General features: G+C 69.7%; 20 protein-coding genes. 15 read left to right on the forward strand and 5 right to left on the reverse strand.

Annotation, left to right across the window (positions count from 1 at the left end; translation table 11 throughout):
• Nucleotides 1–8: 8 nt before the first annotated feature.
• The 3 genes from MUN76_RS14235 to MUN76_RS14245 are packed head-to-tail and all read right to left on the reverse strand — an operon-like array spanning nt 9 to nt 4598.
• A complete protein-coding gene (locus tag MUN76_RS14235) occupies nt 9–833 on the reverse strand; it encodes a polysaccharide deacetylase family protein (protein WP_244685590.1) in 825 nt (274 codons plus the stop codon).
• 1 nt (nt 834) lies between these two features.
• A complete protein-coding gene (locus tag MUN76_RS14240) occupies nt 835–2535 on the reverse strand; it encodes a hydantoinase B/oxoprolinase family protein (protein WP_244685591.1) in 1701 nt (566 codons plus the stop codon).
• A complete protein-coding gene (locus MUN76_RS14245; protein WP_244685593.1) occupies nt 2532–4598 on the reverse strand; it encodes a hydantoinase/oxoprolinase family protein in 2067 nt (688 codons plus the stop codon). The genes MUN76_RS14240 and MUN76_RS14245 overlap by 4 nt, the downstream gene beginning before the upstream one ends.
• A gap of 207 nt (nt 4599–4805) precedes the next feature.
• On the opposite strand from MUN76_RS14245, the gene MUN76_RS14250 reads away from it, so the two are divergent.
• The 8 genes from MUN76_RS14250 to MUN76_RS14285 all read left to right on the forward strand — a co-directional run bounded on the left by MUN76_RS14250 (nt 4806) and on the right by MUN76_RS14285 (nt 13073).
• Nucleotides 4806–5603 carry an SDR family NAD(P)-dependent oxidoreductase gene (locus MUN76_RS14250; protein ID WP_244685595.1) on the forward strand — a complete coding sequence of 266 codons (798 nt, stop codon included), beginning with the start codon at nt 4806–4808 and terminating at the stop codon, nt 5601–5603.
• On the forward strand, nt 5600–6334 hold the full coding sequence (locus MUN76_RS14255) for an SDR family NAD(P)-dependent oxidoreductase (protein WP_244685597.1): 735 nt from the start codon (nt 5600–5602) through the stop codon (nt 6332–6334). The genes MUN76_RS14250 and MUN76_RS14255 overlap by 4 nt, the downstream gene beginning before the upstream one ends.
• A 43-nt stretch (nt 6335–6377) precedes the next feature.
• Entirely contained in the window at nt 6378–8123 is a 1746-nt protein-coding gene (locus MUN76_RS14260; RefSeq protein WP_244685599.1) for an ABC transporter substrate-binding protein, read from the forward strand.
• Nucleotides 8124–8226: 103 nt separating this feature from the next.
• Entirely contained in the window at nt 8227–9555 is a 1329-nt protein-coding gene (locus MUN76_RS14265) for an ABC transporter substrate-binding protein (RefSeq protein WP_244685600.1), read from the forward strand.
• On the forward strand, nt 9546–10361 hold the full coding sequence (locus MUN76_RS14270; protein WP_244685602.1) for an ABC transporter ATP-binding protein: 816 nt from the start codon (nt 9546–9548) through the stop codon (nt 10359–10361). The genes MUN76_RS14265 and MUN76_RS14270 overlap by 10 nt, the downstream gene beginning before the upstream one ends.
• Nucleotides 10361–11071: an ABC transporter ATP-binding protein gene (locus MUN76_RS14275; RefSeq protein WP_244685604.1), complete on the forward strand. Its 711-nt coding sequence runs from the start codon at nt 10361–10363 to the stop codon at nt 11069–11071. Before MUN76_RS14270 ends, MUN76_RS14275 begins: the two co-directional genes overlap by 1 nt.
• Entirely contained in the window at nt 11068–11955 is an 888-nt protein-coding gene (locus tag MUN76_RS14280) for a branched-chain amino acid ABC transporter permease (protein ID WP_244685606.1), read from the forward strand. The genes MUN76_RS14275 and MUN76_RS14280 overlap by 4 nt, the downstream gene beginning before the upstream one ends.
• Nucleotides 11952–13073, forward strand: coding sequence for a branched-chain amino acid ABC transporter permease (locus MUN76_RS14285; RefSeq protein WP_244685608.1), 1122 nt, complete (start codon nt 11952–11954; stop codon nt 13071–13073). The genes MUN76_RS14280 and MUN76_RS14285 overlap by 4 nt, the downstream gene beginning before the upstream one ends.
• Here the strand turns inward: MUN76_RS14285 and MUN76_RS14290 are convergent.
• The gene (locus tag MUN76_RS14290; protein ID WP_244685609.1) at nt 13068–13796 is read right to left on the reverse strand and encodes an SDR family NAD(P)-dependent oxidoreductase; all 729 of its coding nucleotides are present in this window, start codon (nt 13794–13796) and stop codon (nt 13068–13070) included. The two genes, MUN76_RS14285 and MUN76_RS14290, sit on opposite strands and share 6 nt — an antisense overlap.
• A gap of 203 nt (nt 13797–13999) precedes the next feature.
• Here MUN76_RS14290 and MUN76_RS14295 point away from each other — a divergent pair, with 203 nt between their 5' ends.
• From MUN76_RS14295 to MUN76_RS14325, 7 genes are read left to right on the forward strand one after another with little or no spacing between them, the layout of a single operon-like run.
• A complete protein-coding gene (locus MUN76_RS14295) occupies nt 14000–14866 on the forward strand; it encodes an NUDIX hydrolase (protein ID WP_244685611.1) in 867 nt (288 codons plus the stop codon).
• Complete coding sequence (gene nadA / locus MUN76_RS14300) at nt 14863–16185, forward strand: quinolinate synthase NadA (RefSeq protein ID WP_244685613.1); 1323 nt, start codon at nt 14863–14865, stop codon at nt 16183–16185. Before MUN76_RS14295 ends, nadA begins: the two co-directional genes overlap by 4 nt.
• Nucleotides 16182–17873, forward strand: a complete 1692-nt coding sequence (locus tag MUN76_RS14305) for an L-aspartate oxidase (RefSeq protein WP_244685615.1) — start codon at nt 16182–16184, stop codon at nt 17871–17873. The genes nadA and MUN76_RS14305 overlap by 4 nt, the downstream gene beginning before the upstream one ends.
• On the forward strand, nt 17867–18715 hold the full coding sequence (gene nadC / locus MUN76_RS14310; protein ID WP_244685617.1) for a carboxylating nicotinate-nucleotide diphosphorylase: 849 nt from the start codon (nt 17867–17869) through the stop codon (nt 18713–18715). The genes MUN76_RS14305 and nadC overlap by 7 nt, the downstream gene beginning before the upstream one ends.
• A 13-nt stretch (nt 18716–18728) precedes the next feature.
• The gene (locus MUN76_RS14315; RefSeq protein WP_244685619.1) at nt 18729–19979 is read left to right on the forward strand and encodes a cysteine desulfurase family protein; all 1251 of its coding nucleotides are present in this window, start codon (nt 18729–18731) and stop codon (nt 19977–19979) included.
• 35 nt (nt 19980–20014) lie between these two features.
• The gene (locus MUN76_RS14320) at nt 20015–20713 is read left to right on the forward strand and encodes a TetR/AcrR family transcriptional regulator (protein WP_244685620.1); all 699 of its coding nucleotides are present in this window, start codon (nt 20015–20017) and stop codon (nt 20711–20713) included.
• Nucleotides 20714–20767: 54 nt separating this feature from the next.
• Complete coding sequence (locus MUN76_RS14325; protein ID WP_244685622.1) at nt 20768–21532, forward strand: SDR family oxidoreductase; 765 nt, start codon at nt 20768–20770, stop codon at nt 21530–21532.
• 26 nt (nt 21533–21558) lie between these two features.
• Here the strand turns inward: MUN76_RS14325 and MUN76_RS14330 are convergent, their stop codons facing one another.
• Nucleotides 21559–22842 carry a DUF4192 family protein gene (locus tag MUN76_RS14330; protein ID WP_244685624.1) on the reverse strand — a complete coding sequence of 428 codons (1284 nt, stop codon included), beginning with the start codon at nt 22840–22842 and terminating at the stop codon, nt 21559–21561.
• Nucleotides 22843–22940 lie beyond the last annotated feature (98 nt).

Raw genomic sequence — 22940 nt, forward strand, 5'->3', positions numbered from 1 at the left:
GAACTCGCTCACCGTGCACCGCCGACGTCGAGTGTGAGGGGCCCGAACGCGCGGGTGTGCGCAACGATGTCACGGGTCGGGGCGATCCAAGCGCCGGTCTCCGCGAGGTGCTCCACGACCTGCTCGAGCATCGCGAGGCGCGATGGCCGTCCGATGAGCATGGGGTGCGTCGTCACCATCACGTGGCCGCCGACACTGGCGATACCCTCGATCTCGGGACGCCAGACATCGAGCACCTCCCGAGGCGACCGGATCGTCTTCTCCCAGGTGTCGTTGGCGAACCAGAAGTGCGGGGCGTCGTCGAGGATCCACGACACGGGGACCTCGACGAGGTCGTGATGTTCGTGGATGTAGGGCAGGAGATGGTCGAGCAGATTGGAGCTGTACCCGAAGCCGTGCTCGACGAGTAGATCGAGTGTGTTCGGGCTGAACTCCCACGAGGGCGATCGATACCCGGTCACGTCCGCACCGAGCTCCCGCAGCACCTCGAGCCCCTGATGGAGCTCCTCTCGTTCCTCGTCGACGGTGAGCGCCGTCGGGGAGATGTGGGAGTGACCGTGATGGCCGACCTCGTGGCCCGCCGCGATGATCCGGCGCACCGCGTCGGGGTGGCGCAGGGCGTCGCGCCCGCAGATGAAGAAGGTCGCGGTGATCCCGTGCCGTTCGAGCAGGTCGAGGATCAGAGGCACACCGACGCGGGGACCGTACCGCCCCTGCGACAGCACCCCTGGCGCTGCGGCGTTGGCCGGATTTTCTCCGACCCACACCTCTTCGGCGTCGAAATCGAAGCTCAGCGTCGCGGCGTACGAATGACCGTTCGGCCACTGAGTCATGTCATGCCTCCTTCGTGACGGGACCGGTCGAAGCCGGTCGGTGGTCGTCGAGGTTCGGCGCTCCCAGCCGTCCCTCGCGGGCGTCGCGACTCCGGAGCTCCGCCGAGCGGTGCGCCGGATCCCCGAACCCGCCACCGCCCGCGGTTTCGACACGGACGACGGTGCCGGGCTCGAGCACCCGCGACGTCTTCTGCGGGCGGTCGAGCACTGCGCCGTCGGGCCCGATCACGGTGATGATCGTCGGCCGGGCGGGGCCGCCCTCCCCGGCGCCCTCCGGAGCGAATCGCGCGTCGGTCTGCTCGGCGTAGAACGTCGCGTGCTGCGGGTGATCGAGGATCTCGTACTCTCGCACCAGACCCAGACCGCCGTTGAACTCTCCGAGCCCCTGGGAGCCGGGGCGGAACTCCGTCTTCCGGACGCGGATGCGGTAGTTGGTCTCGACGACCTCCGTCGGCATGATGCCGACGTTCGACATATAGGTGTCGACGCCGTCGATGCCGTCGCCGGTCGGGGTGGCGCCCGTGCCCCCGCCGACGACATCGGCCATGACGGACGGTCGATCGGTGCGCGGGTGGGTCGAACCGACATTGAAGCTGAAGAAGGTCACCGTGCTCGAGGCGACGGCGCGATCCGGCCAGATCTCGTACATCGCTCGGATGAGCGTGTCGGCGAGACGCTGGCAGGAATTGTGCCGGATCGAGACGGCTGCCGGGTGCCGGGGATTCACGACCGAACCTTCTGGGGCGATGATGTCGAGTGCGCGCAGGAGCCCGTCGTTCGAGCCGAGGCCGGGTGCGACGACGCAGCGGACGGCGTAGACGAGCCCCGCACGCGCGCTCGCCCACGGGATGTTCATCGCTCCGGCGGTCTGGGGATCCGATCCCGAGAGATCGATGGTGAGCCGGCTGCCCCGTTTTTCGATGCGAGCGTGGATCCGGGTGGGTGGGCCTCCGCGACCGTCGTCGTCGAGCGCTCCCTCCGCCTCGCCCACCCCGTCGGGAAGCGCGGAGAGGAGCCGCGAGACGGCGGACTCGACCGAGTCGAGCATGCGCTGCATCACCTCGCGCAGAGCCGGGGCTCCGTAGAGGGCGGCGAGCTCGTGCACGCGCTCCTCGCCGAGCCGGCAGGCCGCGCGCTGCGCGCGCAGATCGCTGAGCGTCGACAGCGGGTCGCGGATGTTCTCGGTCAGCAGGGCGACGAGGTCCTCGTTCTCCACGCCGGCGATGGAGAGCCGAACCGGAGGCATGACGACCCCCTCGCCGTAGAGCTCGGTGAGCTCGGGTCCCTCGCTCCCCGGGTTGACGCCGCCCACATCGATGTGGTGCGCCGCCGTGCCGGCCCACGCGGCCAGTGCGCCGTCGAGGAAGATGGGGATCACGACGTTGACGTCCGGGAGATGCATGGCGCCCTGGTAGGGGTGATTGCAGATAAACGCGTCGTGCTCGGAGATCCGTCCGCGCCAGCGCTCGAGAATCGACTGCACGACGAGGGACATGGCGCCGAGCTGCGCGGGAATGTAGTCGGCCTGCGCGACCAGATCGCCGTCCGCGGTGAAGAGGGCGCAGGAGAAGTCGTCCATGTCCCGGATGATCGGACTGTAGCTGGAGCGCTTGAGGACGCTCCCCATTTCCTCGGCGGCCGACTGCAGCGCCGCGGACGCGACCTCCGCGGTCACGGCGTCGATCAGGTGCGGTGCGGTCATCGTGCGTCCTCGTTTCGGGTCGGTTCGGTGACGACGATGTCGAGGGTGCTGGCCACCCGGCATCGTTGCCCCGGAAGGATGATCGTGGTCGCGTCCATCTGCTGGATGATGGCCGGTCCGGTGAAGTCGGTGCCGGGGAGGAGTCGGGAGCGATCGATGACCGGGAGCTCCACGGCCCCGATCCCCGGGAGTCGCACGTCCCGTCTCGCGAGGACCGCTGCATCGTCGAGTGGCCGAGGGACGCTCTCCCGTGCATGTTCAAGGGTGCGGTCCACGTCGCCGTTCGAGGTGAGACGGGCGGTCACGATCTCGACGGGCTCCAGCACATTGCTGTGACCGTAGCGTTCGCCGTGCGCTGCATGGAAAAGCTCGGGCACGCGCTGCAGGGTCTCCGGATTCCAATCGGTGAGAGGGATGTTGAGCTCGAAGCCCTGGCCCCGGTACCGGCAATCGAGCGAGGCGGTGGTCGAGATGCGGTCGGCCGCGATGCCGTCGTGCTGGAACTGCTCCACGGCCTCGGCCGCGGCATCATCGAACCACTCGCTGAGCGACGCGGACGTCTCCGCCGAGGCATCGCTCAGCAGGGTCTGGGAGTGATCGAGTCGCAGCCCGGCGACGAGGAGACCGTCGGCGGCGAAGAGGCCCGGCCGCAGCGGGATGATCGCGGACTTGAGCGCCAGATGCCGGAGCATCATGCCGGCGTGGAGGGGACCGGCGCCGCCGAACGGGACGAGGGCGAAGTCCCGAGAATCGAGGCCGCGCTCCACGCTGACCTTGCGCACCGCCCGGACCATGTGCGCCAGTCCGATGGCGAGAATCGCTTCAGCGCCCTCCTCGACCGACATCCCGAGCGGCTCGGCGATCCGCTGCACGGCCTGCCTCGCCAGGTCACGATCGATGACGAGCCCGCCCGCGAGCGCGCCGGCGCCGAGCGTGCCGAGCACGACATGGGCGTCACTGATGGTCGGTTCGATGCCGCCGCGCCCGTAACAGGCCGGCCCGGGCACCGCCTTCGCCGAGGCCGGTCCGACCTTCAGGCTGCCGGCTTGATCGATCCATGCGATGCTGCCGCCGCCGGCGCCGATGGTGTGGATGTCCACCGTCGGGGCGAGCAGTGTGTGATCCTGCACGTGCTGCACGGTCGTGAACGGGATCCGTCCGTCGCGGAGCAGGCAGACGTCGGTGGACGTACCGCCCATGTCGAGGCTGATCAGGTTGGGCTCGTCGAGCGATACGGCGAGGGCCGCCAGGCCCGCGACACCGCCGGCCGGGCCGGAGAGGACCAGCCGGTGCGCTTCGGCGCCGGCGCGGGCCGCGGGGACGCTGCCGCCGTTCGACTGCATGACGAGCAGCGGCGACGAGACGCCGCTGGCAGCGAGCGCTGCGCTCGCGCGGTTCAGGTATCGCTCGACGAGCGGACGCAGTGCGGCGTTGATCGCGGTCGTCGCGGTGCGCGGATACTCCCGGAACTCTCGGGCCACCTCCGACGAGAGCGTCACCGGGCGGTCGGGGAAGGCCGCTCGGAGGGCCTGGCCGACGACGCGCTCGTGCGCGTCATTGAGATAGCTGAACAGGAACGACACCGCGATGGCCTCGGGATCCGCGGCGCGGAGGCGTTCGATCAGGTCCGTCAGTTCCGCCGGGTCGATCGGGGACAGCACCCGGCCGGCAGAGTCAAGCCGCTCGTCGAGGTCGAAGCGGAGCTCGCGGGAGATGAGCTCCGAGGGGCGTTCCGGCGTGAGGCTGTAGACGTCGGGCCGATTCTGCTGCCGAAACCCGAGCACGTCGCGGAACCCGCGGGTGGTCACGAGAGCGGCTCGACCCAGCGATCCGGTGAGCGTGGCATTGGTGGCGACGGTCGTGCCGTGGCACACGAGCGCGACCTCGGTGAGGGGCACCCCGAGCGCCTCGAGGGAGGCCACGGCATCGCGCAGTCCCTGCGACGGGTCCTGGGGCGTGGAGGCGACCTTCGCCTCGCGCACCTCGCCGTCGGAGCGGCGCGCGATGGCGTCGGTGAAGGTCCCTCCGGCGTCGATGCTGATCGTCCACTGCCGTGCGGTCATCGGTGACTCCTGTTCGTGCCGGGCGGATCGAGGTGCCCGGTGATGCCAGTCTGAGCGTCTCCGGGCGCCGATACATGCGTCATTCGACGTACATCCACCGTGGAGCCCCGCGGTCGACGTCCGTCATTTGACCGATGCCCCCGGGCGGCCCTGACGCGAGGGTGGAGCCACGGCAGATCACCGCACGTCACGAGGAGGCACGGGTCCATGTCAGGAGTCACCAATGACCGGGGAGCGGCGCCGCGACCCGTCGCGATCGTGACGGGCGCCGCGTCGGGGATCGGCCTGGCGGCCGCCCGCCGATTCCTCCGATCGGGGTTCGCGGTCGGCATCTGCGATCGCTCCGAGGCGCTGCACCGTCTGTTCACGGCGGAGATCCGGGACGGGCTGGCCGTGGCGGTCATCGGTGATGTGACGGATGCCGGGGTGCGCGGTGCACTCGTAGATGCCGTGCGCTCGAGCTTCGGTCGACTCGACGTCCTCGTGAACAATGCCGCCACGGGAGGGGAGTCCGCCACGGTCGGTGCGCTCGACCTCGACGACCTCCGTCGGACCCTGGAGGTCAACGTGGTCGCCGTGATCGGACTCGTCCAGCTGGCCCTGCCGCTGCTCGTCGCATCCGGTGCGGGTCGGATCGTGAACGTGGGCTCACTGTTCGGCGACGAACCCGTGGCGGGCGGGGCGCCCTACTGCGTCAGCAAGGGTGCGATTCACACGCTGACACGCTCCCTCGCGGTGGAGCTCGGACCGCAGAACATCGTCTGCAACACGGTTGCGCCGGGGTACATCCTCACCCCGATGCACGCCGAGGAGGTCGAGTTCCAGGCGGCGGAGCGGGGCATGACGGCCGAGGAGCGGTACGCGGAGCTCCGGTCCGAGGTGCCACTCGGTCGCCACGGTACACCCGATGACGTGGCGTCGACGATCCTCTGGCTCGCGACGCCCGAGAGCGCCTACGTCACCGGGCAGAAGATCGCGGTGAACGGAGGGGTGGCGGTCGGATGATCGAGTGCCAGGGGGCGCCGGGCCTGGTGATCGCGGGAGACGCCGGGCCGGTCGTCGGTGCGCTCATCCGGCTCGCGGTGGCGCGGGGCTGGCGCGTGGCCTGCGTGGGACGTCACTCGGACCCCGAACTGGAACGGGCGGGCGCGGAGTGCATCCAGGTCGATTCCACGGAGTCCGAGGCGATCGAATCGGCGCTGTCGCGCCTCACCTCCTCGTGGCGGCAGCCGCCGGCGGCACTGGTCTACGCGGGAGGGATCGAGGCGCCGCTTGCGGCGGTCACCGAGTCGGTCACCCGCTGGGACCGGGTGCAGGACCGGCAATTGGGCGCCGCTTTTGTGTTCGCGCAGGCGGGCGCCAGGGAGATGCTCCGGTTGCGTGGCGGGGCTCCCGTCGACGACGGCTCGATCGTCTTTCTGGGAGAGGCCTCGGCGGCCCGCGGCATCCCGGGGTATCCGAGGGCGTCGTCCGGCGCCGCCGTCACGGGTATGACCGGGATGATGCGGCAACTGGCGGTGGAGTGGGGGCCCTACGGGATCCGGGTGAACATGCTCCAGGCCGGGCTCATCGCGGGTGGCGGCCTGCAGCCGGAGGAACTCTCCCGGAGGATCCCGCTGGGGCGCGAAGGGAGCCCCGAGGAGGTCGCGGAAGCTTGCTACTATCTGATCAGCAGGGCCTCGTCGTACGTCACGGGAGTGGCGCTCGCCGTCGACGGAGGGTTCTTGGCCACCTGACCCCGGGGTCGACTGGCGGAGGACACGGACCGGGAGAAGACGCATGCCGCACTGGGCGATCGAACGCACGATCACCGCAGATACGTCGGAGTCGATGCTGCCGTCGCAGGTCCCCGCAGAGATCTGGGCGTATGCGAAAGCGTTCCTCATCATCCATCGGCCGTCGCTCCGGTTTCTCTGGCGCAGCGACGACGAGTGGCTCGACGTGCAGTTCACCCGCGAGAGCAGCCGGGGGTCGCTCAGTCGGAGCCCGGATCGGATGATCGCCCGCGTCGAGCAGGTCGAGATGCCGCGCGGGATCACGGTGCGGGAGCTGGACGTGCTGACGCTTCTCGCACTCGGGCTCACGAACCTCGGCGTGGCCGAGCGCCTCGGCACCTCGGCACGCACGGTCTCGAGTCAGCTCGAGCGCCTCCTCGAGAAGCTGGATCAGAGCTCTCGCGGTGGCCTCGCCGCAATCGCGGTGGACCTCGGACTGCTGCGGATGCCGCTCCCGGGCGGCGCCCCCGAAAGCGGCGGCATCGGGGTCGCGGAACTCGAACTCGCCTTCCGGCACCGGCTCGATCGCGACCTCGAGCCGATCCGGAATCACTTCATGACCCGGGTGCCGATCCGCCTCGGGATCGTGGTGCCCGACAGCCCGGCGACGGACAGTGCACAGGCCCTCAACGGTGCGCTGCTCGCGATCGACGAGATCAACCAGCAGGGCGGCATCGGCGGGCGTATGATCGAGCCGATCCGCGAGGTCGTGCGCACCTTCGATTGGGACGACATCCGAGCCGGGCTCGGCCGCCTCTTCGACGCCGACGTGGATGCGATCATCACCACCTACGTCAGTGCCGAGCATCCGCAGTTCATGGAGGTGATCGCGGACTACGGCAAGCCGTTCCTCCACACGGCGACGTTCGAGGCCGACGTGCGCCGAGCCGAGCTCGAGCCGTGGAAGTACGGCATGATCTTCCAGACCTGCGCGTCGGAAACCTACTACGGTCCGGGCCTCCTGCGTCTCGTCCGCAAGCTCGAGCTCGCGGAGCTCTGGAGTCCTGCGCGACGCACGATCGTGCCGATCGAGATGCCCTCCGAAAGCATGCATCTCGCCACACCCGAGTTCCTGGCCCAGGCGGCCACGCAGGGCTGGCACGTCGCCGACCCGATCCGCACCCCCGTCGGGGAGACCGACTGGGACGACGTCATCGCGCGGGCTTCGGCGCACGACCCCAGTGTGATCCTCATCGCCAACTACATCGACAGCGAGCTGGTGGAGTTCCAGCGCGCGTTCCAGCGGGCACCGCTGCAGGCGCTGGTATACGGCATCTACTCGCCGTCGAGCCCATCCTTCATCGGGCAACTGGGCGAGCAGGCGGACGGGGTGATCTGGTCCACCACCACGGGCACCTACGACGACGATCTCGGCAGCCGCTTCCGCACGCAGTATCGTGCGAAGTACCGCGAGGACCCGGGCTGGTCGATCGCCGGGGCCGTGTACGACCAGGTTCGGATGCTGGCCGCCGCCTGGTCCTCGGTCGACGCCCGCAACACGGTCGATGTGGTGCGGTACCTGCGACGGTGGCCGTATCGCGGCGTGAACGGCGTCTACTACTTCGGCGAGACCGGCCAGGCGCCGCGGCTGTACCCCGACACCACTCCGGATGCCGCGCTCAGCCAGGCCCACCTCGTCTACCAGATCCAGGGCGGTCACCACGTGCTGCTCGATCCCGAGCCGTTCGGATCGATCGACGACTTCGTGGTACCCCGCTGGCTCGGGCGGAGTGCAGAATCCGTCAAATGACGCATGCTCCCGTGCGGGCCCTCGCCTAGCGTGAGAGGCAGCACAGATCCGGCTCGATCTCTCGCCGGGGAGTCACGTGCATGCCTGTCACGAAGGAGTGGAAATGAGCGAGCACAATCCGGTCACCGGCCCCCGGAAACCGCGGGTCACGCGCAGGGACCTGATGCGGGGCATCGGGGTTGCGGGGGCGGCCGGGCTGGTGGCGGGTGGAGCGGGTGGATTCTTCCTCTCACCGCGCCGCGGGGCGACGGGTGCCTCCACGGGCGGCGGCGGAACGATCCCGTTCGGCATCGTGGCGCCGGTGACGGGCCCGTATTCCGGCGATGGCCAGGAGATGGTGCGAGGAGCGGAGCTCGCGATCGAAGACATCAATGCCGCGGGCGGGGTGCTCGGCAACACGGTCGAGCTCGTTGTGGGCGATGTCGGCGACCAGTCGCCCGAGAACTTCATCCAGGTCGCGGAACGACTCGTCTCGCGGCAGAACGTCGCTGCGGCCTCGGGCGGATACACGACCGCCACATCCGTCGAGTTCGACACCTACGCGCAGGCGGGTGTGCCGCTCTTCCACACGAATACCCTGCAGGCCAACACGGACTTCGTCGTCGAGCGAGGCCTGACCAACGTCTTCCAGTGCTGCCCGACCGAAATCTGGTACGCGAGCGGATTCCTGCAACTCATGCAGGGCTGGATCGACGAGGGAGTCTGGACGCCGTCCTCGCAGACCGCGGCGGTGATCTCGAGCAACGACGCGTACTCCATCTCGATCGCCACGGTGCTGCAGGACGGGCTGCGTGAGATCGGCTGGGACATCACGATGTACGAAGAGGTCTCGGTGCCCTACGTCGACTGGGGTCCGCAGCTCTCGAAGATCCGGAACAACCCGCCCGGGCTGATCTTCGTCACCGACTACCTGGCGGGCGACCTGGCGAGTTTCGCGAAGCAGTTCGCGACCGCCCCCACACCGTCGTTGCTGTACCAGCAGTACGGCCCGAGCGTTCCGGAGTATCTCGAACTCGCGGGGGATGCCGCGAACGGCGTCATCTGGTCGACGACGATCGGCACACTCCCCGACACCATCGGCACGGACTTCCGCGCGCGCTACCTCGAGGCCTACGGTTCGGAAGCCGGGCTGAGCCAGTCGGGGGCGCAGTACGACATCGTCCGACTGTGGGCGCAGGCCGCATCGCGCGCGGGCGACGCCTACGACTTCGAGCGCGTCGCCGAGGCCGTGCGACAGTCGACGTTCCGCGGGGTCGTCGGCACCTACCACTTCGATCCGACCGAGCGCACGGCCATCCCGTACCCGGATGCCACGAACGACCCCAGCCTCGGGATGCCCCACCTCACCTACCAGATTCAGGGCGGCGAGCAGCAGTTGATCTCGCCATCGCCTTATGAGACCGGGGAATTCCAGCTCCCCCCGTGGCTGTGAGCGGCATCATGGGCGACGTGATGCTCGAGGTCCGACAGGCGACCAAGCGCTACGGCGGGCTCACCGCCGTCGACCAGGTGAGTTTCGAGGTGCACGAGGGCGAGATCTTCGGCATCGCCGGACCGAACGGCGCGGGGAAGACCACCCTGTTCGACGTCGTCACCGGCATGGTGCGCGCGACGAGCGGCGAGGTCCGGTTCCGAGGAACGCCGATCCATCGCGCCTCGATCCACGAGATCTGCCACCTCGGAATCACCCGCACGTTCCAGAAGCCATCGGTCTTCGACAGCGAGACCGTGATGGGCAACGCCGTGGTCGGTGCGCACTTCGGTTCGGGCGCCCCGTGGTGGCGGGGACTGTCGCGGAACGCCGATGCGTGGGATCGCGCCGCCGCGGCACTCGATTTCGTCGGACTGGGGGAGCAGGCCGGCGAGCTCTCCGGACCGCTCCCGGTGTACGACAAAAAACGACTCATGATCGCTTCGGCGCTGGCGAGCTCGCCGCGCATGCTCTTCCTGGATGAGCCGTTCGGTGGCCTCAGCGACGAGGAGATCGACGCGCTGTTGGTGCTGCTGGAACGGATCAATGGCGACGGGGTGACCATCGTGCTGATCGAGCACGTGATGCGGGCGCTCATGTCGCTCTCCGATCGGGTGCTCATCATGAACCAGGGCAGGACGCTCCGGCAGGGGCAACCGGGCGAGGTCATGAGCGATCCGGAGGTCGTGCGGGTGTATCTCGGCTCCTCCGCCGACGAAGCCGCGTCGACCGCGGCGCATCGAGTCGTACGGAAAGGCGGCGCGTGATGCTTGAGGTGACGGACCTGGTCGCAGGCTACGGGTCGACGACGATCGTGCAGGGGATCTCTCTCGAAGTGGATGCCGGGGAATGCGCTGCGCTCATCGGACCCAACGGGCACGGCAAGACGACCCTGCTTCGCGCGATCAGCGGGCTCATCAAGATCCGGTCGGGCACGGTGAGATTCGACGGTGTCGACCTCACGCGTGAGCGCGCCGAGAAGATCGTGGAGCGCGGCATCATCCACATGCCGCAGGGTGATCTGGTGTTCCCCGACATGTCGGTCGAGGAAAACCTCGTGCTGGGCGCGTTCACCTCTGCTGCGTCGAAGCGGGCACGGCAGCGGATGGAGGAGGTCTACGAGATCTTCCCGCGGCTCCTGGAACGGCGCACGCAGCGCGCCCGCACCCTCTCGGGTGGTGAGCGGCGCATGCTCGCCATCGGGAGGGGGCTCATGGGAGATGCCCGCCTCATCATGGTCGACGAGCCGAGCCTCGGGTTGGCCCCGGTGATCGTCGATGAGGTGTACGAGCAGCTGCGACGGATCGTCGACAGCGGCATGACCGTCCTGCTCGTGGAGGAGAACGTCAACCGCGCGCAGAGCCTGGCGTCCCGCCTGCACCTCGTCGAGAACGGCGAGATCGTGCGTTCGGGCAGCGGCGCGGAGGTGCTCGACGAGCGCGCGATCCGCGAGACCTACCTGGGGGTGACCGAATGAACCTCGTCCTGCAGACCCTCGTGAGCACGCTCGTGCAGGGATCGATGCTGGCGCTCATCACGATCGGCATGAGCCTCGTCTACGGAACGCTCCGCGTGCTGAACATGGCGCAGGGGGTGATGGTGATGGTCGGCGGCATCGCGGCCTGGACGTTCGTCGCCGGCACGGGGCTCTCGCCCTGGATCGCCATGATCTTCGCGGTGATCGTCACGTTCGCGCTCGGCATGCTGAGCTACGGCGTCGGCATCAGTCGGCTCATCGGCCGCGCCGGGGTCGACTTCGAGATGACCGCGTTCATCTCCACGTTCGCGATCGCCTCGATCGTGCAGAGCGTCGTGCAACTCGTCTACGGTCCGCGGCAGAAGGACTTCCCGTCGCTCGTGGAAGGCCGGATCCAGCTCACGGACGGGGTATCGATCACGTGGCAGCAGATCCTGACCGCGGGGATCGCAATTCTGGCCCTTGTCGCGCTCGGGCTCTTCCTCAGCCGGTCGCGATACGGACTGGCGATCGTCGCGGTCGCGCAGAATCTCGACGCCGCTCGCCTGATGGGCATCCCTGCGCGCAGGGCGTACGTGCTCACGATGGGCCTCGCCGCGGGACTCGCCGGCCTGGCCGGCGTGCTGCTCGCCCCGGTCTACTTCGTGTCGCCGACGATGGGCGAGCTGCCCATGCTGCAGGCCCTCATCGTGGCGATTTTCGCGGGGTTGGGGAGTACCAAGGGCACCATCATCGCCGCGTACATCATCGGATTCGTGCAGGCCGCGGTCTCCATCTTCTGGAGCTCCACGTACGCCATGCCCGTGCTGTACGCGTTGATCGTCGTCGTGCTCATCGCACGACCCTTCGGAATCGCCGGGAAGCCCCAGGAGGCCAGGCTATGAGCGCACCCACGTCCGTCTCGGATCCGCGCGCGGTCGCACTGCCGCGCTGGAACGCAAAGGTGATGGGGTGGCCGCAACCACGGCCGCTCCCCATCACCGTGGCCCTCGTCGTCGGGATCCTCTTCCCGTTCCTCGCCCCAGATCGTAGCTGGCTCACCGTGGCCACGCTCGCCATGATCACGCTGACGCTCGCCCAGAGCTGGAACCTCGTGCTCGGGTACGGTGGCGTCTGGAACTTCGGCCAACTCGCCTTCTACGCGCTCGGGGCCTATTCCGCAGCGCTGGTCACCATGTACCTCCCGATCCCGGCATGGCTCTCGATCCCGATCGCCGGGCTCGTCTCCGGGGGCATCGCGCTGCTGCTCTCGATCCCGATCCTGCGACTGCGGGGGATCTACGTCTCTCTGCTCACCTTCGGGTTCGCGGAGGTGGTGCGGCTGCTGATCATCGCCGATCAATCCGGTGTGACCGGGGGCGCCTATGGGCTTTCCGGCTTCGGCGGATTCGGGTTCACGGGCCCCGGCGCCGCCAATGTGAACTACTGGATCGGGCTCGCGGCCGCGGTGGTGACCTGCCTCATCGTGCTGATCCTCGTGCGCTCGCCGCTGGGAAACGGCATGATCGCGATGCGCGACAACCCGACGCTCGCCTCGGCGCGCGGGATCAGCCAGCGGACCTACCAGATGCTCGTGTTCGCGGTGTCGGGGTTCCTCGCCGGCGTCGCGGGATCGCTCTACGCGCATGTCTTCGAAGTCGCCTCGCCGACACTCATGGGCCTGGGGCCGATGACCCTCGTGGTCACCATGCTCGTCGTGGGCGGCCTCGGGACGGTCACCGGACCGATCATCGGAACGCTGATCCTCTCCTTCGTGCAGATGCAGCTCCAGGACGTTCCGGAGATCCGGCTCGCGGCACTCGGCGCGGTGCTCCTCATCGTCATCCTCTTGATGCCGCGCGGGCTCGTGCCGTTCTTCAGCGCCGTCTGGGCCCGCTTCCAGGCCTGGATGGACGAGGACGAATACGACGAGGACGAGGACGTCGAGGATGGGGCATCCGTGGAATCGTCCTCTGAATCGCCCGCGGCGGCGGCACGGGAGGGCGCCGAGCGGGGTCTATGAGATGAGATACCCGCCGTCGACGGGGATGGTCGCCCCGGTGATGTAGGAGGAGGCTTCGCTGATCAGGAAGAGGCACGCCGCAGCGACGTCGGCGGGTTCGCCGAGCCGCTGCACGGGGAGCCGCTCCGTGAGGGCCGCGACCGCACCCGGGGTGTCGCCCAGCGTCAGCATCGGCGTGTCGATCATGCCGGGGGCCACGGCGTTCACGCGGATTCCGCGAGGGCCCAGTTCTACGGCGAGTTGCTGCGTGAGGCTGACGATGGCCCCCTTGCTCGCGGAGTAGGCGACGCACGGCTCAGCGGCGTCGCCGCGGCCGTACGCGACGGAGGAGAGCAGAACGATTGCGCCGCGGGTCATCACGCGCGCCGCGGCCTGGGCAACGAGGAACGAGCCGGTGCCGTTGATGCGCATCACCCGGTCCCACTCGGCGACAGTCATCTCGGAAATCGGCCTCCACCGGTAGACGCCCGCGCAGTGGACTACGGCATCGGGCGGTCCGGTGAGTGCAGACTCCGCATCGTCGAACGCGGCGGCGGTTGCGGCTGGATCGGTGAGGTCCGCGGTGCGGGAGACGAGACCGTCCCGCGGCACGGCCGGTGCGCGGAGGTCGAGACCGTAAACGCGACCGCCGGAGTCGATCACGGCGTCGCCGACGGCGCGGCCGATCCCGGATGACGCGCCGGTGACGATGACGCGGCGGGGCAGCGTGGCATTCAGATCCATTCGAGACTCCTGAGGTGAGAGGCGATGTATTCGCCCGATCGAGTCCATCGCACCACAGCGACCGAGTAGCGGCATCCGGCATGTGACGGAGACGCTGTGCCCGAGCTCAGCGTTCCGCTCCCGTCTTTGACATTCCCGCGCCGAGGCGTATGCTGGCTTATGGTCAAGGTGACCATAAGTTGGTGCGAGGCGAGGAGGCTGACGTGTTCTACGAGAACGCCAGCGTGAGTGAGCGTCTCACGATGCCGCCCGCCGTCGCCGTGTCCACGGTCGCCTTTGCGCTGACCCCGCCCGAGGACGCGACCGTCGACCCGTCGGCACCCGCCGGTGCCGGGCAGACGACCCTCTGGATCCCGCTCGTGCGGCGAACCCGGGCGCCGTTCCTCGACCGGTGGGCGCTCCCAGGCGGCCCCACGCATTGGAACGAGACCCTGACTGATACCGCGCTCCGCACGCTGCAGGACGCAGCGCTGCGGGCCCCGGGGTATCTCGAGCAGCTGTACTCCTTCGGCGGTGTCGAGCGCTCCGCCCAAGCGCAGCGTCTCGTCACGATCGCCTACTGGGCGCTCTTCGGTGAGCGCGACCTCACCGCCCCCGCCGTGCCGGTGAGCACGTCCGGCGCCCCGTCGGGCGGCGCGCGCTGGGACGATGTCGTCCCGCCCAGGTCTCCGCGTATCGACGAAGGGAACGACCCGTCTTCGGGCACCGATCGCAACGTCGCCTGGTTCTCCGCGGACCGGCTCCCGGATCTCGCGTTCGACCACGGAGACATCGTCGATACGGCGCTCGCGCGGCTCCGCTCGAAGACCGAATACTCGGCGGTCGCGCACCGATTCCTCGGCCCCGAGTTCACGCTCGGCCAGTTGCGCGCCGTGCACGAGGCCGTGCGTGGACAGGCGGTGGATCCCGCCAACTTCCGACGGCAGGCGCTCGCGCAGGGCAACCTCGTCGATACCGGCCGGTGCGAGACGGGCACCCGGCATCGTCCGGCGAGGCTGTACCGCTTCGCGTCCGATCCCGCACTCGAACCCACCACCCCAGACCCATCATCCACAGGGAGCAAGCCATGACGAGCGTGCACGAACTCATTCGCGGTGCCGCCGAGCGAGAGGCCGCCGGCCGCCCGAGCGCCGCCCCGCATCGGAAGCCGATCGTGCTCCGTGCCACGGGGGCCTCGAGCTGCGACTCCGGCCTCGTGAAGGATCCGTGGGCGATCGACCGCGATCCCGGGTACGGTCCGGGCGCGTCGCTCGCGGACGAGATCCCGCGCAGCGCGCCGCGACAGGGACCCCTGCCCGCGCGGTACACCGACGCCGGCGACGACGAGCTCCGGCAGTGGATCGTCGATGCCAAGGCGGCGCTCGGCGACCGCGTGCAGATCCTCGGGCACTTCTACCAGCGCGACGAGATCATCGAGCACGCCGACTTCGTGGGCGACTCGTTCATGCTCGCCCAAGCCGCGAAGAGCCACCCAGAGGCAGAGGCCTTTGTGTTCTGCGGAGTGCACTTCATGGCGGAGACCGCGGACATCCTGTCCGACGCGCACCAGGCGGTGATCCTGCCGAATCTCGCGGCGGGGTGCTCGATGGCCGACATGGCGACGATCGAGCAGGTGGAGGACTGCTGGCGCGAGCTCACGGCGGCGCTCGGCGAGGCTCCGGGGCCCGACGGTCGTCAGCCGGTGATCCCGGTCACCTACATGAACTCCTCCGCGGCGATCAAGGCATTCTGCGGTCGCAACGGCGGGATCGTCTGCACCTCGTCGAATGCCCGAACTGTGCTGGAGTGGGCATTCGAGCGCGGGCAGCGGGTCGTGTTCTTCCCTGACCAGCATCTGGGCCGCAACACCGCGAAGGCGATGGGGATCTCCGAGGATCTGATGCCCCTGTGGCGGCCGCACCTGGCGCTCGGCGGCAACACGATCGAGCAGCTCGAGGCGTCCCGTGTGATCCTCTGGAACGGTTTCTGCTCGGTGCACAAGCGGTTCACCGTCGCGCAGATCGAGCAGGCGCGGTCGGAGTACCCCGGGGTGCGGGTGATCGTCCACCCCGAGTGCCCGGCCGCAGTCGTCGAGGCCGCGGACGGTGCGGGATCGACCGAGTACATCCGGAAGGAGATCGAGGCGGCCCAGCCCGGCGACGTCATCGCCGTCGGCACCGAGATCAACCTGGTGAACCGGCTCCAGGAGCAGCACCCGGAACTCACGATCTTCTGCTTGGACCCCGTGGTCTGCCCGTGCTCCACGATGTACCGCATTCACCCCGCGTACCTCGCGTGGACGCTCGAGTCCCTGCTGGCGGGGGAGGAGCCGAACCGGATCCGCGTCGCAGACTCGGTCGCCGAGGACTCGCGGGTCGCACTCGAGCGGATGCTCGCGGCCCGGCCATGACCGATCGGGCCGGTCGGGTGGGAAACCCCGCGTCGATCCTCGTGCTCGGGGCAGGGGTCGCGGGCATGTCCTGCGCGCTCGCTGCGGTGGCCGAGGGGCACGATGTGGTGCTGGTGACCCCGGGAACGCTGGGCTCGGAGCACAGCGAGCTGGGCGGCGGCAACACCGCTCTGGCGCAAGGAGGGATCGCCGCGGCACTCGGCGCGGCGGACAGCGCCGCCGATCACTGCGCCGACACCTTGGCTGCCGGGGCAGGGATCGTGGATCCCTCGGCCGCCGAGTTGCTGACGGCCGAGGGCATCGATGCCGTGCGTGCGCTGCTCGCCGCGGGGTTTGCCGCGGATCGCGACGCCACCGGTGAACTGAGCCTCGGACTCGAAGCGGCGCATCGCCGCCCCCGGATCGTGCACGCGGGCGGCGACCGCACGGGGGCGATCCTGCACGCCGTGCTCGCGGCGCGCGTCCGGGGGCAAGTGGGCGCCGGGCGGATCGAGGTGATTGAGTGCTGCTCTGCGCGCTCGCTCGTTCTCGACGGGGGCGCGGTGACCGGGGCGGTGCTCCGACACGACGATGGCACGCTCGCCCCGCGGCGTGCCGATGCCGTGGTCCTCGCCACCGGCGGGTACGCCGGTCTCTACCCGCGCACCTCCAACCACGCCGGCGCCCGGGGTGAGGGCATCGTCCTCGCTGTGCGCGTCGGAGCGGCCGTTGCGGATCTCGAGTTCGTGCAGTTCCACCCCACGGTGCTCGCTGGCACGGGCGAGCTCGTCTCCGAGGCGGTGCGGGGCGACGGTGCCGTGCTCCTGGACGGCGCCGGACGGCGATTCATGCGCGCCCGGCACCCACTCGCAGAGCTCGCGCCCCGCGACGTCGTGTCGCGGGAGATCCATCGGGTGCTTCGCGAGCGCGACGAGGCGAGCGTGTGGCTCGACGCGACGGGGATCGAGCGCGATCGGGGATCCGGAACGCTCGCCCGGCACTTCCCGGGGATCTCGGCCGCCGTCGCGCGTTCGGGCCTCGACTGGAGCCGGGAGCCGATTCCCGTCTCGCCGGCGGCGCACTACGCGATGGGCGGCGTCGTGAGCGACCTCGACGGTCGGACGACCGTACCGGGACTCTACGCCGTCGGCGAGGTCGCGGCGACCGGTGTGCACGGTGCGAACCGGTTGGCCTCGAACTCCCTGCTCGAGGGCCTGGTGTTCGGGGCCCGCGCGGGTCGTGCGGTCGGCGCAGATCGCGCGGGGGATTGGCGCCTCCGGGGTGCGGGAGCTCGTGGGCTCTCCGGAACGGCACTGGCCTCGATGCTCCCCGCTGACTCTCGCGGCATTGGCGTTGGCGTTGGCGATGGCACGGGCGATGGCGATGGCGATGGCACTGGCGATGGCACTGATGCCGCGGTCGCCGGGGCGCTCGCTGCCGGGCTCGGGATCGAGCGCGACGCCGATGGGCTCCGCGATGCGGGCCGCGTGTTCTCCTCGCGACCGGGCGCCGCCGCGACCCTGGCGTCGATGATCCGGATCTCCGCCGAGTCCCGCACCGAGTCCCGCGGCGCCCATCAGCGCAGCGACCATCCGGAGACCGATCCGGCGCAGGCCGCGCGGCGCGCGTTCCGATTCACCATCACCGACCTTCCTGAGGCTGCGCCCGCGGCCGAATCGCAGCTGCTGAGGAGCCTGTCACCGTGCTGACCCACCAGATCATCGAGACCGTCGTCGCGAATGCGCTCCGTGAGGATGCGCCGTGGGGCGACCTCACCGTGCAGCTCTCGATCCCCGAGCGCGCGGTGCTCGACACGCGTCTCGTCGCGCGGGAGTCCGGCGTCTTCGCCGGGGGGCCGCTCGTCTCGGCCGCTTTCGCGCAGACCGACGCGCGCATCGAGGTGACCGCCCTGGCAGCGGAGGGCACCGTGTTCGAGCCCGGCGACGTCCTCGCACGGATCGCCGGTCCGGCGCAGGGGGTGCTGACCGGGGAGCGTGTCGCGCTGAACTTCTGCCAGCGCATGAGCGGCATCGCTACCCTGACAGCCGCGTTCGTCGCCGCCGTCGCTCACACCGAGGCACGCATCGCCGACACCCGCAAGACCACGCCCGGGCTTCGGGCGCTCGAGAAGCACGCAGTGCGCGCGGGCGGAGGATCCAACCATCGCTTCGGGCTCTCCGACGCGATCATGGTGAAGGACAACCACCTGGTGGCGCTCGGTGCCGTCGACGCGGCGAGCACGACCGCAGCGCTGCGCGAGCTCCGCCGGAGCGCGGGGCACACGACGTCGATCATCGTCGAGGTCGATCGCGTCGACCAGATCGAGGCGGTGCTCGCCGCGGACGTGACCGGGATACTCCTCGACAACTTCACGAACGACGAGCTCAAGGAGGGCGTGCGACTCATCGGCGGCCGGGTGATCGCCGAGGCGAGCGGTGGGGTCTCGCTCGACACAGTCGCCGGGATCGCCGAGACCGGGGTCGAGGTGATCTCGGTGGGGCAGCTCACCCATGGCGCCCGCGCTCTTGACCTCGGTCTCGACGCGGACTGAGTCGGTGTTCCGCATGGCCACCCACTCCGATCCTGCGGAGCCGACCGGACGCACGAGTGCCTACCTCGATGCGGCGGCAACCGCACCGTTCCGGGCCGAAGCCCGGGCCGCGATTGACGCGGTGCACGACGCCGGCGCGGCGAATCCGTCGAGTGTGCACTCGCCGGGGATCCGCGCGCGAGCGATCGTGGACGATGCGCGCGCACGGATCGCCACGACGTTCGAGGCTCGCCCGGCAGACCTGGTGTTCACCTCGGGCGGGACGGAGGCGAACAATCTCGCCATCATCGGCTTGGCGCTCGCGAATCCCCGCGGTCGGCACCTCGTCACGACGCCGATCGAGCATCCATCGGTGCTCGAGAGCTGCCGGTACCTCGAGCGAGTCTTCGGGTTCGAGCTGACGCTGCTTCCGGTCGATACCGAGGGCCGGGTGTCTCCGGCCGATGTGTCTCGCGCGCTGCGGCCGGACTCCACGCTGGTCTCGGTCGGCCTTGCGAGCGCGGAGGTCGGAACCGTCCAGCCGGTGGGCGAGATCGCGGCGATCGCGCGGGAGCTCGGCGTGCTCGTGCACACGGACGCGGTGCAGGCCGCCGCCTCCCTGCCGATTGTGTTCGGGCATCGCGACCTGCGGGCCGGACCCGATCGAGCTCCTGGAACCGGTCGAGCTCTCGAGGCTGCAGGCTGGCCGGGCAGCGACGTCGATGCGATGACGATCGCCTCGCACAAGTTCGGCGGGCCGCAGGGCGCGGGTGCCCTGCTGGTGCGCCGCCACCTGCCCATCGAACCGCTGGTGCACGGCGGCGGTCAAGAGGGCGGAGTCCGCTCGGGGACCGAGAATGTGGCCGCCGTTGCGGGGTTCGCCGCAGCGGTGCAGGCGCACACCGCCGACGTCGGCACCCGCGCGCTCGCACTGCTGGAGAGTCGAGATGCGCTGATCGCTCGGGTGCTCGAGCAGGTGCCGGGTGCCCAGCTCACCGGACACGCGACGGAGCGGCTGCCCGGGCACGCCTCGTTCGTCGTCTCGGGGGTGAGCGGAGAGTCGCTGCTGATCGCCCTCGACACCGCGGGGTTCGCGGTCTCCTCGGGGTCCGCCTGCGCGGCGGGAATGGACGAGCCCTCGCCCGCGCTCCTCGCGATGGGGATCGATCCCGCTCTCGCGCAGACCGCCATTCGGTTCACCCTGCCGGCTCCGCTGGAAGCAGTCACCCTCGACCGTATCGCCGGAGTGCTGCGCTCGGAAGTCGAGTCGGCCCGAGGGCGCTGAACTCTCTCCCAGATCTCGGGTGTTATCATCGATACGTGAATACAAGATCATCGATACTCTCCGCGGCCTCGGAGCTGCTGGCGAGCTCGCCGACGGGCGATATCTCCACTCGCGCGGTCTGCGACGCCGCCGGGGTGACGCAGCCGGTGCTGTACCGGCTGTTCGGGGACAAGGACGGATTGCTCGCCGCGGTCGTCGACACGGTGTGGGAGGAGTACCTCGCGAGCAAGCGCTCGGCGCTGGTCTCCGATGATCCGCTCGCGGACTTGCGAGCCGGATGGGACCGCCATTCCGCCTTCGCGCGTGCGCACCCTCATCCGTACCGCCTGCTGTTCGGGTCCGCGCTGACGTCCCGCCCGGCCGCGGCGGTCGAAGCCATGTCGCTGCTCCGCGCAGTGCTCGAACGAGTCGCCGCGCACGGGCGATTGCGGCTCGATCCGGTTCGGGCCGCCGAGATCGTCATGGCGGCGAACTCCGGAGTGGCACTCGGGCAGATCGTGCACCCCGAGCTCTACCCCGATCCCTCGGTGTCGGTTGCCGTGCGCGAAGCCACGTTTCGCGGCATCCTGATCGATGCGGGGGTGGATGACACGGCCGCCGATGATCCCGCGGCACGGGCGGCGACCACCCTGCGGGCGCAGCTCGGTGGCGCCGCGGAGTTCTCCGCGGGTGAGCAAGCGCTGCTGACCGAATGGCTCGGTCGTCTGCAGGACCGGCAGACCCCTACGGCCTGACGCTCTCGCGCCGCACCGACACACATGACCACCCCGAAGATCTTGGAGGAACGGATGTCCACATCTGCATTGCATCACCGCACACCCCCGACCACCCCGCGAGTAGCGCTCGTGACCGGCGGCTCGGGAGGAATCGGACGCGCAGTCGTGGAGCGACTGGCGCGTGACGGATACGCCGTTGCGGTGCACTACGCGGGCAACCGGAACGCCGCAACGGAGCTCGCGGACCGGATCGTGGCCGACGGCGGGCGTGCGATCGCGGTCGGGGGCGACGTCGCGGACGAGGCTGAGATGACCGAGGTGTTCGATGCCGTAGCGTCGGCGTTCGGCGGGATCGACGTCGTGGTGCACACCGCAGGCATCATGATCCTGGCGCCCATCCAGTCGATGGACCTCGACGCGTTCGATCGACTGCATCGCACCAACGTGCGCGGCACGTTCGTCGTTGACCAGCTCGCCGCGGCCCGCGTGCGAGAGGGAGGTGCGATCATCAACTTCTCGACGACGGTCACTCGGACCTCGTTCCCGAACTACGGGGCCTACGCGGCGAGCAAGGCGGCCGTCGAGGGGCTCACGCTCGTCCTCGCTCGGGAACTCCGCGGCAGAGACGTCACGGTGAACGCCGTGGCTCCGGGCCCGACGGCGACGCCGCTGTTCCTCGACGGTAAAGACGACGCCGCTGTCGCAGCGCTCGCTCGTGCCGTGCCGCTCGAGCGGCTCGGGCAGCCGGACGACATTGCCGAGACCGTCGCCTTCCTCGCCGGTCCCGGGCGCTGGGTCAACGGCCAGGTGCTCTTCGCGAATGGCGGGCTCGCCTAGGCCGAGCGCCGCGCTGTGCCGTCGCATTACGCTGCAGATGCGGCACCGCGAAGCGACGCCGCGAGAATCCCGGCGTAGAGCGGGACACGGACGATCCGGTCGACCATGCGGGCGAGCTCGTGCTCCGGCGCCTCGTCGAGCGCCGCGCGAACGTGCCGCTGCGCGACCGTCTGGTTCCCGCCGAGCCACCACACCCAGGCGCTCAGCGCGAGGAGAGCGGGGCGCTCGGGAGCGGGCGACTCGGAGATCACCGTGAGGAGCCGGGTGCGGATGGTGTGCAGTCGCGCGTGGTCGGTGAACTCCGGGCAGATCGAGGCCAGCACCCGCCGGATCGACCACCCGGGGCGGGCGGCGGTCTGCGGGTCCGCGTCGAGGTCCACGGCGACGTCGGTGAAGGGGCGAGCCGACATGTCCCGTGCCAGCTCCGCGGGGAACTCCGGTCGCGTGAGGATCCCCAGAGCGATGAGCAGCCAGCGATCCGGGTGCGCCGCCGCGTGGATCACCGCGGCGGTGGCGGCCGCGCTCAGGCCGGGGCCCTCGGAGCGGAGCGCCCGCGTCGCTGTTGCCGTGTCGTGAAACCACTGCGGCACGTCGTATCCGCGGAGGCCCGGGCCTGCTCCTGGTGATGGGAGGCTCTCCGTGGCCGAATCCACGTCAGAGTCCGATCCCGGTGATGGTGCCGCAGGCATATGAGCAGGCGCCGGCACCTGCGTCAGTGCGGCCAGCGCCCGGGCGACGGCCCGCGCGCGGCGCCCGTCAGGCGTGGGAATCGCTCCGAGCTCGGAGAGGCGCGGCACGGGTGGCCCGTGCACGCTCGCTTCGAGGGCCACCGGGCTCGTCGCGATGTCGCTGAGCGGGTGGCCCGCACTCGGGGGATCCGGTTCGAGGTAGCTCGCCCAGCCGTCGGGGGCGAGACAGCAGAGTTCCCTGATCCCGATGCGCTCGCGACGCAGGCGGCGTTCGATTCGACGGGCGAGGCGAACCCACGGCACACCCCCCGCGGCGGCGAAGGTGTGTGCGCTCGAGATCACGATGGCCGGTGCAGAGCCTGACCTGCCGACGGCCCCGCTCGTGCGGAGGATGTCGACCACAAGTTCGAGCAGTTGCGCAGTGGTGCGCGGATCGTCGGGCTCCGGGAGGTCCATGCGCACCGCCCGCCCGGCGCGGGCCTCGGCGAAGAGCACCACGAACAGGCTGCCCTGCGCGGTGAACCCGGTGAGCTGCGGGAGCGCGGCGAGGAAGTCCGCGGTGCCGTGGCACGTGATGACGCGGGAGGGATCTTCGGGGAGGTCGTCGGAGAGATCGTTCATGGTCCGATCCTCGGCGATGGAGGCAGGCCGAGGCGGGTTCTCCACAGTAGGGGTCGAGGCCGAATGAAATCGGATGAGAGTGGCGGGATGTGAGCGGA

This window comes from Leucobacter rhizosphaerae (assembly GCF_022919175.1).
GTDB classification, from domain to species: Bacteria; Actinomycetota; Actinomycetes; order Actinomycetales; family Microbacteriaceae; genus Leucobacter; species Leucobacter rhizosphaerae.

Coding starts and splice junctions, on each gene's coding strand:
- MUN76_RS14235 (WP_244685590.1), bottom strand. CDS start 833: ATGACTCAGTGGCCGAACGGTCATTCGTACGCCGCGACGCTGAGCTTC.
- MUN76_RS14240 (WP_244685591.1), bottom strand. CDS start 2,535: ATGACCGCACCGCACCTGATCGACGCCGTGACCGCGGAGGTCGCGTCC.
- MUN76_RS14245 (WP_244685593.1), bottom strand. CDS start 4,598: ATGACCGCACGGCAGTGGACGATCAGCATCGACGCCGGAGGGACCTTC.
- MUN76_RS14250 (WP_244685595.1), top strand. CDS start 4,806: ATGTCAGGAGTCACCAATGACCGGGGAGCGGCGCCGCGACCCGTCGCG.
- MUN76_RS14255 (WP_244685597.1), top strand. CDS start 5,600: ATGATCGAGTGCCAGGGGGCGCCGGGCCTGGTGATCGCGGGAGACGCC.
- MUN76_RS14260 (WP_244685599.1), top strand. CDS start 6,378: ATGCCGCACTGGGCGATCGAACGCACGATCACCGCAGATACGTCGGAG.
- MUN76_RS14265 (WP_244685600.1), top strand. CDS start 8,227: ATGAGCGAGCACAATCCGGTCACCGGCCCCCGGAAACCGCGGGTCACG.
- MUN76_RS14275 (WP_244685604.1), top strand. CDS start 10,361: ATGCTTGAGGTGACGGACCTGGTCGCAGGCTACGGGTCGACGACGATC.
- MUN76_RS14280 (WP_244685606.1), top strand. CDS start 11,068: ATGAACCTCGTCCTGCAGACCCTCGTGAGCACGCTCGTGCAGGGATCG.
- MUN76_RS14285 (WP_244685608.1), top strand. CDS start 11,952: ATGAGCGCACCCACGTCCGTCTCGGATCCGCGCGCGGTCGCACTGCCG.
- MUN76_RS14290 (WP_244685609.1), bottom strand. CDS start 13,796: ATGGATCTGAATGCCACGCTGCCCCGCCGCGTCATCGTCACCGGCGCG.
- nadA (WP_244685613.1), top strand. CDS start 14,863: ATGACGAGCGTGCACGAACTCATTCGCGGTGCCGCCGAGCGAGAGGCC.
- MUN76_RS14305 (WP_244685615.1), top strand. CDS start 16,182: ATGACCGATCGGGCCGGTCGGGTGGGAAACCCCGCGTCGATCCTCGTG.
- MUN76_RS14315 (WP_244685619.1), top strand. CDS start 18,729: ATGGCCACCCACTCCGATCCTGCGGAGCCGACCGGACGCACGAGTGCC.
- MUN76_RS14325 (WP_244685622.1), top strand. CDS start 20,768: ATGTCCACATCTGCATTGCATCACCGCACACCCCCGACCACCCCGCGA.
- MUN76_RS14330 (WP_244685624.1), bottom strand. CDS start 22,842: ATGAACGATCTCTCCGACGACCTCCCCGAAGATCCCTCCCGCGTCATC.